The sequence below is a fragment of the Vibrio sp. 2CM40D genome, from assembly GCF_023161825.1.
Lineage (GTDB): Bacteria > Pseudomonadota > Gammaproteobacteria > Enterobacterales > Vibrionaceae > Vibrio > Vibrio alginolyticus.
In genome coordinates this window covers 193,888-210,155 of the sequence record NZ_JALNTL010000007.1, presented here as the reverse complement: position 1 = coordinate 210,155, position 16,268 = coordinate 193,888, and the positions used below count along the sequence as shown (strand labels likewise).

Sequence of the window (16,268 nt, the reverse complement as noted above, 5' to 3'; positions counted from 1 at the left end):
TCATCAGCAGAACATAAGCTTTTAATGGCAAATCATTGATGTTTGCCTGCTTCTCAACCAACATTTTTCGAACTCATGAAGAGATTAATTCTAACAACACTCGCTTTACCTTTAGCTGCGGCAGTTTCTTCTGCGCATGGTGCAGACGAACAAACGTGGGGGATTGCTGCGATGTATCGCACAGCATCGATTCCGTTTTACACCGCCGATAATGACTCTACGGTGAGTACATTTGTACCAATGATGTTCTTTGAAAACGAACATGTGTATATCAATGGCATTGAAGGTGGCGCTTTTTTGTATAACGAGAGTGATTCCGACTGGCGCGCGAGCGCACTCATGCGATTGAGATTTGTCGATATTCCCATGTCGCTACAAAATGCTAATGAAGGGGACAGAGTCGATTTCGGTGGGCAAGTGCGTTATAGCATTAACGACACTTGGCGCGCAGAAGTAGAGTTGATGACGGACGACGAACTCCAGTTTCACTCTAATTACCGCCTTGCTGCCAATTATGTATTTGGTGATTGGGAATTAGAGCCATCGATTACGATTCGATACAAAGACGCTGATTTCAATAGTGAATATTATTCCTTTAAGGATATTACTGGCGAGAGAATTGGAGCTGGGCTTGACACCAATCTTGGTATTAAAGCGCGTTACCATGTAACTTCAAATTTGTATTTATTGGGTGAGACGAGTGTTACTCGCTTAGATGATAACGCCTACAACAGTCAGCTTGTAGAAGATCGGTATCAGGGAGAAGTGTTTGTTGGTTTTGGCTTTTTCAACGATAAAAGCCAAGCTCCGAAACCAACACTGAGCAATAAAGCATATCTACGTATTGCGCATGGTTGGGCGACGCCTTCGAACATCGGTGAAATATTTAGCTTTGAGAGAGAAAGAGACCCATACGACAATCAACTTACTTCATTGTTTTATGGGCATCCATTAACGGATGAGCTGTTTGGTTTTCCTCTTGATATTTATTTAACGCCAGGGTTGGTTCATCACTGGTCGTCCAGTGTTCAGTCTGCGAGCACAGAATACGTCATGGCGATTAAGGCTTATTATACGGTTAATTGGCCTACGACTTGGCGATTTGGTGTAGCGGAAGGTATGTCATACATTGATAGCATTACCTATATTGAAGGCACAGAAATGGAAGACAAGGGTTATACACCAAGCAAGTTGCTCAACTACCTAGATTTCTCGTTTGATGTCAATGTAGGCGATCTCTTCAACCAAAAGAGCTGGAACAATATGTGGGTGGGCTATTCATTGCATCACCGCTCGGCGATTTTTGAAAGCGCTTCCCAGTTTGGGCGAATTAAAGGTGGGAGCAACTACAATACTATTTATTTCCAGTTCGAGTTTTAGCGCATCGCGAGATGCATATAGGTCGGATTTGCAACTGACTTATTTATCGCCCATTATGAGTAAAGATGAATAATACTATGCTGCTTTCAACGAGAAATTTCGTATATCGTGCCAGAGTTAAGGCTGTTTGTGATGCATCTGATGAATCGGATGGCATGAGCACCATGAGTATCGACTCCTCATTCAATATTCAAATTGAAACGATAAATTGTACTAACTATGAATTTGCTAAACGCTTTTTTGCCATTCACGGAGAAGGGCATTTGGAGGGAGATGAATGGTTGGTGTTGTACGTCAACTCTCTTGACGTTAAGGCGGGAGACAATATAGAAATCCGTAGCGATGTCGCGTTTAATGCGATGATCGAGAATATGATAAGCGAAGCTGAGCGGTCTTTAGAAAAAGTCTACCTCGATGCAATACGCAACTTGGAGAAAGTGAATCGTCTTTGACGATGTAAGAGACCCTATAAATACGATCAAGGCATCAGGATCCAAAAAGGGATTAGCGCGAACCAATCCCTTTTGTATTCTGGTTTATTCTAACTTACGCCATTGTTGCAAGTTGGCTTTGCGCTTCTGAAATGCCTTTTGCAGCTGCATCTTCACCCATGTTTAGCGCTTCTGCGTAAACAAATTCTACATCAGTGATTCCTACAAAACCCAGTACAGTGCGTAGGTATGGCGTAACGTTGTCAGTTGGTGAATCTTTATGAATACCACCACGAGTCGTTACTACAATCGCCTTTTTACCTTCAATCAAACCTTGAACGCCGTTTTCTGTGTATTTGAATGTCACGCCTGCACGAGCAATCAAATCAATCCAGTTTTTAAGCTGAGTCGGGATGGTGAAGTTGTACATTGGAGCGGCAATAACCAAAGTGTCTGCGGCCTTTACTTCTTCAATAAGGGTGTCAGACAAGTCGACTACCGCTTGCTGTTCTTGTGAAAGATCTTCCGTAGCGCGCAGTGCAGTCGCAACGGCGAAGTCCAAAACAGGTAGCGGGTTTGCAGCCAAGTCACGAACAGTAAGCTTGTCTTGGTCTACATTTTTGATGAAGTCTTCAACCAATTTGTTTGATTGAGAGTAATCGCCAAGGATGCTTGATTTTAGAGCTAGTACACGAGACATAATGGTTATTCCTTAAATAAGTGCTTTCGACTATGGGAGCCATTATAAGCAACGTGAGTGAGTTCAAAAGCCTAGCGATTCGCTGAACATGTTCGAAAAAATTGAATGAGCTTTCGGTTATCTTGTTACAGATCTTGTGTGATACAATCCGCGCAGTTTTTGTAATGAAAAGAATAGGAAACGCTTTGACTTCGTCACAGCCCCCAAAAAAGAATCTAGCTGAAGAGCAAGCGACACCGTCAAATGGTGCGCAAAAAGCGACAGCGAAACAAGCTCAAACACCTCAGGCTCAAGTGAATAGTGCTGCATCTCTGCGTAAAGCGCTGAATCAGTGCATGATGCGCGACCGTTTCCGCTTGAGTAAACGTATTTCTGGTGCAAGCAAAATTAAGAAGGACGCAGCGCGTAATGCTGTGTTCGACGAAATCGCATTAGACATCGCCAAATCCATGATGGTTGTGGAGCAACGTAGTAGCTACAAACCAACGATTGAATACCCTGAAATTCTTCCAGTCAGCCAAAAACGCGACGATATTGCGAAAGCGATCGAAGAAAACCAAGTGGTTATCGTCGCGGGTGAAACCGGTTCAGGTAAAACCACTCAGCTACCCAAAATCTGTGCTGAGCTTGGTCGCGGTAAATTTGGTCTGATTGGTCATACTCAGCCTCGTCGTCTTGCAGCGCGTTCGGTTGCTAACCGTATTGCCGAAGAGATGGAAACCAAGCTTGGTGAGTTTGTTGGTTACAAGGTTCGATTCAACGATCAGATCTCTGAAAATACCCAAATCAAATTGATGACGGACGGTATCTTGCTAGCTGAAATTCAGCATGACCGTTTCTTGAATCAATACGACACCATCATTATCGATGAAGCGCACGAGCGCAGCCTCAACATCGATTTCATCTTGGGTTACTTGAAAGAGTTGCTGCCACGTCGTCCTGATTTGAAAGTGATCATCACGTCGGCAACCATCGACCCAGAACGCTTCTCAAAACACTTCAACAATGCACCAATCATTGAAGTATCGGGTCGTACTTACCCAGTAGAAACACGTTACCGCCCACTAAGCGGTGATGACGACAATGATCGTGACCAGCTTGAAGGCATCTTCGAAGCGGTAGATGAACTGTGCGATGAAGGTTTAGGTGACATCCTGATTTTCATGAACGGTGAACGTGAAATCCGTGATACCGCAGATGCATTGTCCAAACGTAATCTGAAGAGCACGGAAATTGTGCCGCTTTACGCGCGTTTGTCGGCAGGTGAGCAGAATAAGATTTTCCAACCTCACACTGGTCGCCGAATTGTACTGGCAACCAACGTGGCAGAAACCTCGCTAACTGTTCCGGGTATTAAGTACGTTATTGACCCGGGTACAGCGCGTATTAGCCGATACAGTTACCGTACCAAGGTTCAGCGTCTTCCAATCGAGCCAGTTTCTCAGGCGAGTGCGAACCAGCGAAAAGGTCGTTGTGGTCGTGTGGAAGAGGGTATTTGTATTCGTCTGTACTCAGAGGAAGATTTTGAGTCACGCCCAGAGTTTACTGATCCTGAAATCCTGCGTACCAACCTAGCGTCGGTTATCTTGCAAATGACGGCACTTGGTTTGGGTGATATTCAAGCGTTTCCGTTTGTGGAAGCACCGGATAAACGTAACATCCAAGACGGCGTGCGTTTGCTGGAAGAGCTTGGTGCGATTAACTCTGAGGTAAAAGACCCGAAAAAGCGCCTGACTTCCATTGGTCGCCAATTAGCGCGTTTGCCAATCGATCCGCGCTTGGCGCGTATGGTATTGGAAGCGCCAAAATATGGTGCGCTTAAAGAAGTGATGATCATTGCAGCGGCCTTGTCGATTCAAGATCCACGCGAACGTCCTTCAGATAAACAACAATCTTCAGACGATAAACATCGTCGCTTCTTCCATGAAGAGTCGGACTTCCTGACATTTGTGAATTTGTGGGAATACATCCAAAAGCAGCAAAAAGCCTTGTCTAGCAATCAGTTCCGCAAACAGTGTAAGCAAGACTATTTGAACTACTTGCGCGTTCGCGAGTGGCAAGACGTGTACTTCCAAATTCATCAGTCGATGCGTGAGATGGAGTTCAAGCTTAACGATGAGCCCGCTTCTTACCATGGCGTACACAGTGCCATTTTGGTTGGTTTGCTGTCGCACATCGGCATGAAAGACCAAGAAAAGAATGAATATCAAGGCGCGCGTAACGCTCGCTTTCATATCTTCCCAGCATCGGGATTATTCAAGAAACAACCTAAATGGATTATGTCAGCCGAGCTGGTGGAAACCTCGAAACTTTGGGGCCGCATTATTGCCAAGATTCAGCCAGAATGGATTGAGCCGTTAGCTAAACACCTTATTAAGCGCAGTTACAGCGAACCGCATTGGTCGAAGAAACGTGCTGCGGTGATGGCGCACGAAAAAGTGATGCTTTACGGCGTACCAATCGTACCGAAACGCTTGGTCAACTACGGCAGTATCGATTCGATCGTAAGTCGCGAAATCTTCATTCGTAGTGCATTGGTTGAGGGTGAATGGGAAACCAAACACGCGTTCTTTAAGCAAAACCGTAAGCTTCTGCAAGAAGTGGAAGAGCTTGAGCATAAATCTCGTCGTCGAGACATCTTAGTGGATGATGATGAGCTGTTTGATTTCTATGACCAACGCGTTGGCACCGAAGTGGTGTCTGGTAAGCATTTCGATACGTGGTGGAAAAAGGCATCTAAAGAAAATCCGGAACTGCTGAACTTTGAAAAAGAGATGCTGTTCAAGGGTGATGCTAGCCATGTGACCGATTTGGATTACCCGAACTTCTGGCATCAAAATGGTTTGAAGCTCAAATTGAGTTACCAATTTGAACCAGGCGATGATAGTGACGGTGTCACAGTGCATTTGCCGTTGCCGATTTTAAACCAAGTTGAACCAGCGGGCTTTGACTGGCAGATCCCAGGTTTACGCCATGAGCTTGTGGTTAGCTTGATTAAATCGTTGCCAAAGACAATTCGTAAGAACTTTGTGCCTGCGCCGAACTATGCCGATGCATTCTTAGCGCGCGTTACGCCAATGGAAGCGCCGCTGTTAGATTCATTGGAGAAAGAGTTGCGACGCATGACGGGCGTAGAAGTGCTGCGTGAAGACTGGAACTTGGAACAAGTACCTGAGCACTTGAAAGTCACGTTTCGTGCGGTTGATCACCGAAATCGTAAACTGAAGGAAAACAAAGACCTTCATGAACTGAAAGAAAGTTTGAAAGACAAAGTTCAAGAAACGCTTTCCAAAGTTGCGGATGACGATATCGAACAGCAAGGTCTGCATACGTGGAGTTTTGGAGAATTGCCGAAAGTGTATCAACAAAAACGTGGCGGCTACGATGTAAAAGCGTATCCGGCGCTTGTTGATACCAAAGACAGCGTTGAAATCAAACTCTACGAAACGGAGTACGAGCAGATAACGGCAATGCGTGCTGGTCAGCGTCGCCTAATTTTATTGAACGTACCGTCGCCAATTAAATATTTGCACGCCAACTTACCGAACAAATCGAAGCTGGGTCTGTACTTTAATCCATACGGCAAAGTGCTTGATCTGATAGATGACTGCATTGCCTGTGGTGTCGATAAGCTTATTGAAGAGCAGGGTGGTTTAGTTTGGGAGCCAGAGAAGTTCGAAGCGTTGAAAGAACACGTTCGTGCTGAATTGGGTGACACCGTTGTAGAGATTGCTCAACAGGTTGAGACTATTCTGACCACGGCGTTTAGCATCAATAAGAAGGTAAAAGGCAAGATCGACTTCACAATGGCGTTTGCTCTGTCCGATATCAAAGCACAAATTGAAGGCTTGATCTTCAAAGGCTTTGCAACGGAATGTGGCTGGAAACGCTTGCCGGATATTCTTCGCTACATGCGCGCGATAGAGCGTCGTATGGAGAAGTTGCCAATCGATCCAAACAAAGATCGTTTACATATGCTGAAGATTGAATCTGTGACTCAAGACTATAAAGAGTTGCTGAACAAGATCCCGAAAGGTGTGGCCATTCCTGAAAATGTAAAAGAAGTGCGTTGGATGATTGAAGAGCTTCGCGTGAGTTACTTTGCTCAACAATTAGGCACTCCTTATCCTGTTTCTGATAAACGAGTCAAAAACGCGATTGATGCTTGCTAATCAACCAGTAAAATAGTGTCAGATTTGTAATTATCGCTTAAGAAGTTGCTGGTACACTAATTGCTAGTAACTCAATAAGCATTATTTTTAGTTCTGGGAGGCAATAGTTCGCCTCCCTTTATTTGTAGTACCAACGACTGAGTTATGCAGACGTGGGAATAATAAAGAGTAAAGGTAGATGATGAAAAAAACTCTATTAGCAGTGGCGCTACTTGGCGCATCTTCTGCGGCAATGGCGGATTCTTGGATTTACGGTGGTGCAACAGTAGGTCAGTCTGACTACAAAGGTGAGACGGACACATCATACTCTGTTCACGTTGGTACAGGCATTCTACCTATCATTGGTGTTGAAGCTGGTGTAACACAACACGGTGAGTTCAACGTAAATGGTCAAGACACTAAGCTAACTTCTTACTACGCAGCACTTAAGCCAAGTATCGACTTCGGTCCGCTACACGTGTACGCAAAAGGTGGTTTCCATCAGTGGGACAAAAAAGTGAAAGGCGGCAAAGACGATGACGATTTGGACCTAATGTACGGTGTGGGTGCTGAGTACTTCATTTTTGGCCCGATGTCTGTTGGTGCTAGCTACATGAACTACACTGCTGGTAAAGACGATATCAGCACGTTCTCTGTTAACGCAACACTACATTTCCTATAAGCGTCAAGCTTTCTAACACCATATGAAACACACCGGCTTTATGTCGGTGTTTTTTTGTCTGGAAGTCACAAAACAAAAGTTGAACATAAATTATTCACTTTTAGAGTCTTAAAATGCCTATGCTTTCCAATATATAGTGGCGATTAAATGCGCATATTTGCGTAATGTTTCGCTTAGGAATCGATCAGGAAGGGATAGTATGAAAAAAACACTCTCGTTATTCGCTCTAACGTTGTGCTCAACGTCAGCAATGGCTGACTCTTGGATTTACGCTGGTGGCCAAATTGGTCAGTCCGATATCGACAGCGAAAATGATACAACCTACGGTATTCATGTCGGTACTGGTATTTTGCCGTTCATTGGCATTGAAGCAGGCTACTTTAATCACGGCAAAGTGGATTTATCTTTGAGTGGCAGCAGGGGTAGTGCTGATTTTGATTCATTCTATTTAGCGGCGAAACCTAGTATCGACTTCGGCCCGTTACACGTTTACGCAAAAGGCGGCATCAATGCATTCAACGTTGATTATGACGGCGGACTGAGAAACTTAGACAAAGATGATGGCGTCTCTTACATGTATAGTGTTGGTGCCGAATACTTCTTGCTTGACAATGTGTCTGTGGGCGCGAGTTATCAAGCGTTTGGCGTGGATATTGAAGGCGATAGCGATACCGTTAGCAGCGTAACAGGGAACATCACCTTCCATTTCTTATAACGCTCGCTGGATGAAAGGTTTGCTGATTTGGTTTCGTCGTTAATTGTGAAACCAAATCAGCGCAGGTCTTCTCTATTTGCGCAGTGACTGGCTATGAACTTAAGTATTTCTTGTGTCTTTTCTAGTCTACAACCTACGACAAAATCAATCGTTAGACCTCATAATTTTTGTGTTGATATTATTTCCCCTTCATCTGTCTTGAATTGAGCTTAAAATGCAATAAATCACGACTTTTTGCAAAAATATGTGATTGCTGCTAAAATTCGTCCCGCTTTAAAACTTTAGAGTTCAAATTAATGGAGGGCGGTATTGGAGTTCTTCTCACCTGAGGGGCGTTTCAAATTCACGTTAAATTTGTATTTATGGATAATGCATTTAAAAAATATAGTATTGATACAACCGATTATCAGGTTGGACAGGATAACGTTCAAAAGTGGGGATTCGATATACATAACCCGGTTTTTGGCATTAGTGCGGGGCTCGTTGTTTTCTGTCTGATTTCACTTCTTCTTGTTGAGCCAACCACTGCTCGAGACGTATTAAACGGTCTAAAAAACGGAATTATCGAACAGTTTGATGCGTTCTTTATGTGGTCGACAAACTTCTTCTTATTGTTCGCCGTTGCTCTTCTTTTTTCTCCGCTAGGTAAAATCCGCTTAGGAGGCAAAGAAGCAACGCCGGATCACTCAACCGTTTCTTGGTTGTCGATGCTTTTCGCCGCGGGTATGGGTATTGGTCTTCTGTTCTGGAGTGTGGCTGAGCCGACCGCGTATTTCACTGATTGGTGGGGAATGCCACTTAACGCAGTACCATACACCGAAGAAGCAAAATCCCTCGCGATGGGTGCCACTATGTTCCACTGGGGTGTACATGGTTGGAGTATTTACGCACTCGTTGCACTAGCATTAGCGTTTTTTGCCTTTAACAAAGGTTTACCACTTTCATTGCGCGCGGCGTTCTATCCAATTTTTGGTGACCGTGCATGGGGCTGGTTAGGTCACGTTATTGATATCCTTGCCGTTTTGTCGACGCTATTTGGTCTTGCAACGTCGCTAGGTCTGGGTGCTCAGCAGGCGACCAGTGGTATTAATCATGTCTTTGGTCTAGAAGGCGGCATTGGTACACAAATGATTGTGATCACCTTCGTTACCTTTATCGCGGTGCTATCAGTGATTCGTGGTATTGATGGTGGTGTTAAGCTACTGAGTAACGTCAATATGGTGGTTGCGTTTGCGCTGCTTATTTTCATTACCTTCATCACGTTTGATACGGCGTGGAGCTCGCTACGCGACACAACAATGGCTTACATTGAAAATATTATTCCATTGAGTAACCCTCACGGTCGTGAAGATGAAACTTGGATGCACGGCTGGACGGTATTCTACTGGGCTTGGTGGGTATCTTGGTCACCGTTTGTTGGTATGTTTATCGCGCGTGTGTCTAAAGGTCGTACGGTTCGAGAATTCTTATTCGCAGTCATCGTTATTCCTACAGTTGTTACTTTGATTTGGATGTCTGTGTTTGGTGGTATCGCGCTTGACCAAGTGGTGAATAAAGTTGGTGAGCTAGGTGCAAATGGCCTAACTGATATTTCATTGACTCTGTTCCATGTTTACGATGCGCTTCCGTATAGCTCAGTGATTTCAATGCTTTCTATCGTGCTGATTCTGGTATTCTTTATTACATCGTCAGACTCTGGCTCACTGGTTATCGATAGTATTACCGCCGGTGGTAAGATTGATGCACCAGTACCGCAACGCATTTTCTGGGCGTGTATTGAAGGTGCAATTGCAGCCGTAATGCTTTGGGTTGGTGGTAAAGAAGCCCTGCAAGCATTGCAATCAGGTGTTGTTGCAACAGGATTACCGTTTACTTTTGTTCTGCTGTTGATGTGCGTAAGTTTGGTGAAAGGGTTAAGAACAGAACTGCCAGCTTACAAATAAATACAACACGATCCATGATTGAGTTTAAATGCCGAGCCTAATGTGCTCGGCATTTTTTATTTCTACTTTTCTTTTCCAATAATTTCGTTACAGTTTAGGCTTATTCCCACCTCATTAAACTGCATTATGTCACTGGCTAAACTCATTCTTATTCGTGGACTTCCGGGTTCAGGTAAAACAACCTTAGCAAAACAACTAGCGATAGAGCTTGGTGCTAAGCATTTTGAAGCTGACATGTATTTTGAAAATGATGAAGGTGATTATCACTTTGAACCAGTTCAATTACCTCAAGCGCATGAGTGGTGTTTTCAGCAAACTAGAAAGTGGTTGAACAAAGGGAGAGTCGTGATTGTGAGCAATACGTTTGTTCGACATTGGGAGATGAAGCGTTACATGGACTACTGCATGAAGAAGCGCATCGAGGTGGAAATTAAAGTGTGCCACGGAGCGTATCAAAGCATTCATGATGTACCACCAGCGACGATAGAAAAGATGCGACGCCAGTGGCAAGAATGACCGTTACCAGAACCGGAAGTTATTGACCTCGTCCGTCAATCATCACAACGAATGTTTTGCTCATGATTGAAAGGTCCATTGAAATCCAAGAGTAAAACGAACCTAAGCTTAGTGCGTAACTGTGGTCAAACCCAACTTTGCGTCTTACATCTTCAATGCATGCATCATAGCCTTGGTTAACCTGAGCTAAGCCTGTGATACCTGGTAACACGCCATATGTGCGCTCTACAAAATAGGGGATTTCATCTTCCAATTTCTGGTAGAAAGCTGGGCGTTCTGGGCGCGGCCCAATCATCGACATTTCACCTCTCAACACATTAAACAGTTGAGGTAGTTCATCTAAACGCGTTTTGCGTAAAAAGCGTCCTACTGGCGTGATGCGGGGATCATTTTCAGTTGCCCATACTGCGCCAGAGCGTTGCTCTGCATCAATATACATGGTGCGAAACTTCATGATTTGAAAAAGATCCATTTTTTCTGGTGTGCAGCGTCCTACTCGCAATTGGCGATAAATCACAGGGCCTTTCGATGTGGTTTTGATCGCTAGCGCGATAAATGGGAATAGTGGTGCAGTGACGACCAAAATAAGCATTGCAACCAGTACATCAAACGTTCTTTTCGCGTGGCATACATTTGAATCGTAGCGTGAGTTTTTCATGATGCTTTCCTTATTGGTTGACGCGTTTCCAACGTCCATTTTCCATTCCGAGTAAATACTTCATACCGCCGATAAAGTTGGCGAGATGACCAATGACGATGTAGCTAATCAGCTTAAAAGGTTTAATTGTGTTAAGTGCTGGCATCAAGTAAGTGATAAGCGCGATGCTATAAATACCAACTTGTGCGGACAGCATTACTTGAAACAGCGGATTGTGTGCCAGTAGTAGTGAGCAAATAAAGCAAACAATCATCAAATAGGGTGTTGCTAAGCGCAGAACCTTTCCCGATAGAAATGCAAAGGCAGTGCCACGATAACGAGGTAGCAGTAATTTCTTTAATTGCATGAGCTGCTGCATGTTACCCGCTGAAATTCTTAGGCGCCGCTTGAAATCTGCGTTGTCTGAGCTCTGTTCTAGTTCAAGAGCCAGCATGTTTGGCTCGTAAATAGCGCTATAGCCTCGCAAAACGATTCTCATAGGGAGAATAAAGTCGTCATTAATGGTGCTAACTTCCAGTGGTTCAAATAAGTGAGTTCTGAAAGTGTAAAACGCACCGTGGGAACCAATCGTTGAACCTAACAAAGATTCTTGGTGCTTTACTCGAGACTGGTATTGCCAATACGCCGCTTCACCTTGGTTATCAGTGCTCATTATTTGATATGTTGCGTTAACCACTCCAACGTTCTCATTTTGATAATGCTGACTAGCTAGCAATAGAGAATCGCAAGAAATCAATGCCGACGTGTCACTCAGTGCGGTAATGTCCGAGCTAACATGACGCATTTCTTCGTTGAGTAGGGCAACTTTACCGCGATTGACTTGGTGATCATTAATAATGAACAGAGTATCAGAGCAGATTGCTTCTTGAATTGTCGCTTGAGCAATCTCGGCTGTGTTATCTGTGCAGCCATCACATGCGATCACTACTCTTAATTTATCCCTCGGGTAGTCTAGGCTCGCAAGGTTACGGATCTTCTCTGCTATCCATTGTTCTTCATTGTAGGCGGGCACGATGACAGTAATAGAGGGTAGCTGGCTGTCTGTTTTGGAGGCTTTGTAAGCTCGCTCTACAAATGGTGCTTTGGTTTCGTCTTGCTGTTTTAAAGGAAGCCACTTAAGGAGCAGTGGGTACCCAACGTGATGATAGACAATCAAAAACGCGGATAAACAAAACCCTATAATCCAAAGTAAATCATTCATAGCTAGCCTCCTTGGCCAAACGTGAGTAGCGACTCACCATGTCTATGATATCAAAGTGTTTGAGAATAAAAGTTCGAGGAGAGCGGTGTGATGATTCCAGTTGCTGTGATAACGCTTCGGCCAACGAAAACACGCGATTTGCTTCAACCAGTGTGCTGTTGTTCGGACAGAGCGTCTCTTTCACGCCGCCAACATCCGTCGCGACGCAAGGAATGTCACATGCTTGAGCCTCGAGGGTTGAGAGAGGAAATCCCTCTTGAAGTGATGGTAAGCAAAACAAGTCTAGGCTTTGGTAAAAGCTGGGCATATCGTCGACCAAGCCTAAAAAGGTTACTCGATCTTCAAGTTTTAACGTTCTAACTTGTGCTTCCAATTGAGCTCGCTGAGAACCATCTCCAGCAATGGCTAGGTGTGTGTTTGGCGTAAGATGAGAGAATGCTTCGATAAGCACTTTATGGCCTTTAACTGCTTCTAGACGCCCGGCAACGCCAATCACGATTTTGTCGGTTGGAAGTTCAAACAAGTGTCTTGTTGCCGTTTGGTCACCGCTTTTAAACTTCTGACAGTCAATCCCGTTATGGATAGTACAAACTTTGCGATACTTTAACTTAGTCTGTATTTGATGGGCGACAAAGTTAGCATCGGCAACTACTTGCGGGCGAATCATTTTTAGCAGTAGGGACTGCAGTCGAGCTGATTTTTTGTTATTAAGGTGCCATGCGTCGTGCTCGGTATGAATCACTACAGGTACGTGCGCTAAACGTGCAGCAATACCACCATACAGAAGTGGGCCGATATGATGGGTGTGGACCACGTCAGGCTTAAGTCCTTTGAGCATGGAAGTCAGCGTACTGATGGTTTTTCCGCTGAATCCAGGTTTCTTATTAAGAAAGTGCAGTTGGCCTTGGTAGGGCAATAGTTTTTGCCAGCCTTGTAGTGCATGTTCTTTGCTTCCTTCTAAGCTCACGACAAAAACGAAATGGTTTGGCTGCGCAAAACGAAGCATTTCTAGTACGAGCGTTTCTAAACCACCAGGAGCTAAGTGTTGCACGACGTGTAATATCACTTTTTTGCTGTGCTTAGTGTTATTGTGTTTTTGTCTGAATTCCATTTTCAAACCCTCGTTGAGTTCTTTGTTTATTTAGGAGTTGCAGACTGCGTGCCAAAAAATTAATCATTTAAAAACAATAAGTTAATATTGATGCTTGTGAGACTTTATGTTTATTCTCAATTTGAGATTCATATTAGTGGACATGCTATGAGGCTGTATAAGGCAGTAGTAAAAGAAAAGCACTCGCAGACCGAGTGCTTGTAAATGAGTTCTTATGGCGGTTAGTTTCCGTACACTACGTTAGGTAAAGTGGTGATGACAGGAACACCAAGGTGTTTTTCTAATGCTCTTTTAGAGCGGATAGAGTTATCGGCTAACTCAAGTATCGTCGCTAATCCAATGCCTAAACCAGCGCCACCAATAAATCCTAAAATGACAAATACAAAACTAGGTAAGTTAGTTGGAATCGTTGGCGTGAACGGTTCATCAATGATTTTTACGCGCTTATTCTCTTCAAACTCTCCCAAAGAGCCTGTTAGTTGGGCCATCTCATAGCGTTCGACGAGTTCGTCATACATTTCTCTCTTCACTGCGACGTCACGAGCTAAGCGGTTGATTTCTGTTGCCGTGCTCCCAAATTGGTGCGCATTTCGCTCTAATTCTTGGATCATGTCTCGCAAGCTGTTGGTTTCTTCCGTAAGTGCTTCAAAACGTCCGCGCATCATTTGTAATTGATGTAGTTGGGAGACAAGTAGAGGCTGTGCTTCGCCAAGACTGTTTACTGTGGTATTGCTCGCGATATCCCATAGTTGAGCACTGTTTAGTTCTGGTTGTTTAGAGTTCAAGAGTACCGAGCGTTCCTGCTCCAACCGGTTTAATTCTCGCAACTTACCTTGCACTAAACTATGCGCCTCTGTGTATTTAGCGCGAAGCAGGGTAAGTTCACTACGAATGTCGATGATTTGCTCTTCCAGTTTACCGATAACCGGGTTCGTTTTGGATAGTTGTTGATCCAAACTGCCTAGACTTCGTGAAACACCAGCAAGCTCCGCCTCCTTTTCGGCTAGCGTTTGTTTGAGGCTAGCAAGGCGAGTAAGGCTTTGAGCTTGCATTTCGGGCGTCGCGTCTGAGTAAGTATTTTTATATTCTGCAAAGGCTTGTTCAGCCTTGTCTAGTTCTTCCCTGCGTTTGTTGATATGGATAGTCAAAAAATGGCTCGAATCTTTAATCGAAGAACGCTCAGGAGCCAAAAGCTGTTCGACAAAATGCTCTCTGACAGACAGCAGCATCGACTCCATTCCTTCTGATTTACCACTTTGCAATTGAATTTGAATGAAGTCTTTACCGAGTGGCTGAACAGACAGGCGCGACGCAAGATCTTTTATGATGAACTCTTGCTCTTTTGCACTCATCTCGTCATTGATCAGCGATTGTTCTTTTGCGACAGAATACAAAACGTGTCGGCTTTTTAGCAGAGTACTGAGTGCGCTCAATCGGTCTTTAAGCATTGTTGAGACGGCAAGGTCTTGAAGGAACGGGTTCATTTTCGCTGTCTCTTGAATAAGCATGCTGGTGTGAGCAACATAAGTCGTCGGAACCAGCTTACTTACGATGAAACCCAGCACCGGCAAGACAAGCATAGGGATAACGATCATGTAACGACGTCGCCAAGCGCCATGTAGTAATACACTAAGGTTTTCTCTTAAATCGTTCATAGCGCCCTCACTAATTTATCAACTTGGTTGGCTCTTGCTTCCCAGCTTTGCTGTTGAACGTATTGCTTTGAGTTTGCCGGGGGTGGGATCAGGTGATCGAGACTGGCGCATACATCTTCGACATTTTGAACTATGTGGAGCATATGCTTGTACGGCATTAATGCGGGAAAGGGTGTGCTGATAACAGAGGTTCCTGTTGCCAAGTACTCAAGAAGTTTAAGCGGATTACACGCTTTGATTTGAGCGTTATCAACAAAGGGCAACCAACTTGCATCCCAGTGTTGAGAGTAACGTGGCAGAGTGTGATGCGCTCTCGGGCCCAGGTAGTATATGTTGCTTCTTTGTGGAAGTGGATTGTCACTGAACTCGTTGGGGCCGATGAACACGAGATCCCAGTCAGGCGCTTGGTCTGCGACTTGGGCAATTAAGTCGTAGTCTAACCATTCAGACAAACTGCCATAAAAGCCCAGCACTTTGCGACCATTATTAGGAAAATCTTCAGCCTTAGGTGCTGGCTCAGAGAACAAACTAAAGTCGACACCGTGAGGTAAAGTGACGGTTTTATGTGATGGAAACTTGGTGGAGAGCGTATCGCTTGCCGTAAAGATAACGTTGGCCGCATTAACAAGAGTACGTTCGTGCTTTGTTACCGTGTCGTGGTCAACACCAGCTAAAGCGCTAAAGTCATCGCCACAATAGTAAATCAGTCCACGTGGGTTCATTTCTGCACAAACATCGGCAGCAGTCGGGAGCGACGTCCAAAATACGGGCTTATCAAAACCAAGAGCTTGTAATTGTTTGTTGAGTTGGTGTTTCATCATCTTAGCGGCCACTTTTCTTGCTAATGCAGAACTAGGGGCAGGAATCGTGAGCAAGTTGATGATGTGAATGTTTGGGTTTGTTTCAGAGTCCAATGTTGGCTTGTGTGAGCCTACGTTATGAAATACACGAGTGAGTTTGTTTAACGCACGTTGTATGTCTTTAGAATCCAGCTTAGGTTGACGAAGGCCAATGGAGTTCACCCAAAGGATTCGATGGTTCGCTGCTAGTCGCTTGACAATATGCTGAGTGGAAGAGGGTAACCCACCAAAATCTTCTCCAAATACTACGATGTCCGTCATGTGG

At 44.4% G+C, this 16,268-nt stretch carries 13 protein-coding genes; 7 read left to right on the top strand and 6 right to left on the bottom strand.

Annotated features, from left to right (window positions below; all coding sequences use genetic code 11):
• Positions 1 to 75 precede the first annotated feature (75 nt).
• Positions 76 to 1,380, top strand: coding sequence for a MipA/OmpV family protein (locus tag MTF70_RS17460; protein ID WP_054865630.1), 1,305 nt, complete (start codon positions 76 to 78; stop codon positions 1,378 to 1,380).
• A 65-nt stretch (positions 1,381 to 1,445) separates the two neighbouring features.
• Complete coding sequence (locus tag MTF70_RS17455) at positions 1,446 to 1,832, top strand: hypothetical protein (RefSeq protein WP_225455410.1); 387 nt, start codon at positions 1,446 to 1,448, stop codon at positions 1,830 to 1,832.
• A gap of 94 nt (positions 1,833 to 1,926) precedes the next feature.
• Here MTF70_RS17455 and MTF70_RS17450 read toward each other — a convergent pair whose 3' ends face one another.
• Positions 1,927 to 2,511 (bottom strand): FMN-dependent NADH-azoreductase, encoded by a 585-nt coding sequence (locus tag MTF70_RS17450; protein WP_005377667.1) that lies wholly within the window; start codon positions 2,509 to 2,511, stop codon positions 1,927 to 1,929.
• 185 nt (positions 2,512 to 2,696) lie between these two features.
• On the opposite strand from MTF70_RS17450, the gene hrpA reads away from it, so the two are divergent.
• The 5 genes from hrpA to MTF70_RS17425 all read left to right on the top strand — a co-directional run bounded on the left by hrpA (position 2,697) and on the right by MTF70_RS17425 (position 10,518).
• The gene (hrpA, locus tag MTF70_RS17445; protein WP_248394164.1) at positions 2,697 to 6,683 is read left to right on the top strand and encodes an ATP-dependent RNA helicase HrpA; all 3,987 of its coding nucleotides are present in this window, start codon (positions 2,697 to 2,699) and stop codon (positions 6,681 to 6,683) included.
• Positions 6,684 to 6,864: 181 nt separating this feature from the next.
• On the top strand, positions 6,865 to 7,344 hold the full coding sequence (locus MTF70_RS17440) for an outer membrane beta-barrel protein (RefSeq protein ID WP_021033871.1): 480 nt from the start codon (positions 6,865 to 6,867) through the stop codon (positions 7,342 to 7,344).
• A gap of 199 nt (positions 7,345 to 7,543) precedes the next feature.
• Positions 7,544 to 8,059, top strand: coding sequence for an outer membrane beta-barrel protein (locus MTF70_RS17435; RefSeq protein ID WP_042522922.1), 516 nt, complete (start codon positions 7,544 to 7,546; stop codon positions 8,057 to 8,059).
• Positions 8,060 to 8,421: 362 nt separating this feature from the next.
• The gene (locus MTF70_RS17430) at positions 8,422 to 10,002 is read left to right on the top strand and encodes a BCCT family transporter (RefSeq protein ID WP_005377659.1); all 1,581 of its coding nucleotides are present in this window, start codon (positions 8,422 to 8,424) and stop codon (positions 10,000 to 10,002) included.
• A 126-nt stretch (positions 10,003 to 10,128) separates the two neighbouring features.
• The gene (locus tag MTF70_RS17425; RefSeq protein ID WP_005377656.1) at positions 10,129 to 10,518 is read left to right on the top strand and encodes an ATP-binding protein; all 390 of its coding nucleotides are present in this window, start codon (positions 10,129 to 10,131) and stop codon (positions 10,516 to 10,518) included.
• A gap of 19 nt (positions 10,519 to 10,537) precedes the next feature.
• On the opposite strand, the gene MTF70_RS17420 is transcribed toward MTF70_RS17425, so the two are convergent.
• From MTF70_RS17420 to MTF70_RS17400, 5 genes are all read right to left on the bottom strand, one after another.
• Positions 10,538 to 11,176 (bottom strand): sugar transferase, encoded by a 639-nt coding sequence (locus tag MTF70_RS17420; protein WP_005377654.1) that lies wholly within the window; start codon positions 11,174 to 11,176, stop codon positions 10,538 to 10,540.
• Between the two features lie 10 nt (positions 11,177 to 11,186).
• Complete coding sequence (locus MTF70_RS17415; RefSeq protein WP_248394162.1) at positions 11,187 to 12,377, bottom strand: glycosyltransferase family 2 protein; 1,191 nt, start codon at positions 12,375 to 12,377, stop codon at positions 11,187 to 11,189.
• Positions 12,370 to 13,488, bottom strand: coding sequence for a glycosyltransferase (locus tag MTF70_RS17410; protein ID WP_054865600.1), 1,119 nt, complete (start codon positions 13,486 to 13,488; stop codon positions 12,370 to 12,372). The genes MTF70_RS17415 and MTF70_RS17410 overlap by 8 nt, the downstream gene beginning before the upstream one ends.
• 221 nt (positions 13,489 to 13,709) lie before the next feature.
• Complete coding sequence (locus tag MTF70_RS17405; RefSeq protein ID WP_005377649.1) at positions 13,710 to 15,143, bottom strand: chain-length determining protein; 1,434 nt, start codon at positions 15,141 to 15,143, stop codon at positions 13,710 to 13,712.
• Positions 15,140 to 16,264 carry a glycosyltransferase family 1 protein gene (locus MTF70_RS17400; RefSeq protein WP_047102245.1) on the bottom strand — a complete coding sequence of 375 codons (1,125 nt, stop codon included), beginning with the start codon at positions 16,262 to 16,264 and terminating at the stop codon, positions 15,140 to 15,142. The genes MTF70_RS17405 and MTF70_RS17400 overlap by 4 nt, the downstream gene beginning before the upstream one ends.
• Positions 16,265 to 16,268 lie beyond the last annotated feature (4 nt).

Bases quoted from the DNA above. Each gene is read 5' to 3' on its own strand.
- MTF70_RS17460 (WP_054865630.1), top strand. From the start codon at position 76: ATGAAGAGATTAATTCTAACAACACTCGCTTTACCTTTAGCTGCGGCA.
- MTF70_RS17455 (WP_225455410.1), top strand. From the start codon at position 1,446: ATGAATAATACTATGCTGCTTTCAACGAGAAATTTCGTATATCGTGCC.
- MTF70_RS17450 (WP_005377667.1), bottom strand. From the start codon at position 2,511: ATGTCTCGTGTACTAGCTCTAAAATCAAGCATCCTTGGCGATTACTCT.
- MTF70_RS17440 (WP_021033871.1), top strand. From the start codon at position 6,865: ATGAAAAAAACTCTATTAGCAGTGGCGCTACTTGGCGCATCTTCTGCG.
- MTF70_RS17435 (WP_042522922.1), top strand. From the start codon at position 7,544: ATGAAAAAAACACTCTCGTTATTCGCTCTAACGTTGTGCTCAACGTCA.
- MTF70_RS17430 (WP_005377659.1), top strand. From the start codon at position 8,422: ATGGATAATGCATTTAAAAAATATAGTATTGATACAACCGATTATCAG.
- MTF70_RS17425 (WP_005377656.1), top strand. From the start codon at position 10,129: ATGTCACTGGCTAAACTCATTCTTATTCGTGGACTTCCGGGTTCAGGT.
- MTF70_RS17420 (WP_005377654.1), bottom strand. From the start codon at position 11,176: ATGAAAAACTCACGCTACGATTCAAATGTATGCCACGCGAAAAGAACG.
- MTF70_RS17415 (WP_248394162.1), bottom strand. From the start codon at position 12,377: ATGAATGATTTACTTTGGATTATAGGGTTTTGTTTATCCGCGTTTTTG.
- MTF70_RS17410 (WP_054865600.1), bottom strand. From the start codon at position 13,488: ATGGAATTCAGACAAAAACACAATAACACTAAGCACAGCAAAAAAGTG.
- MTF70_RS17405 (WP_005377649.1), bottom strand. From the start codon at position 15,143: ATGAACGATTTAAGAGAAAACCTTAGTGTATTACTACATGGCGCTTGG.
- MTF70_RS17400 (WP_047102245.1), bottom strand. From the start codon at position 16,264: ATGACGGACATCGTAGTATTTGGAGAAGATTTTGGTGGGTTACCCTCT.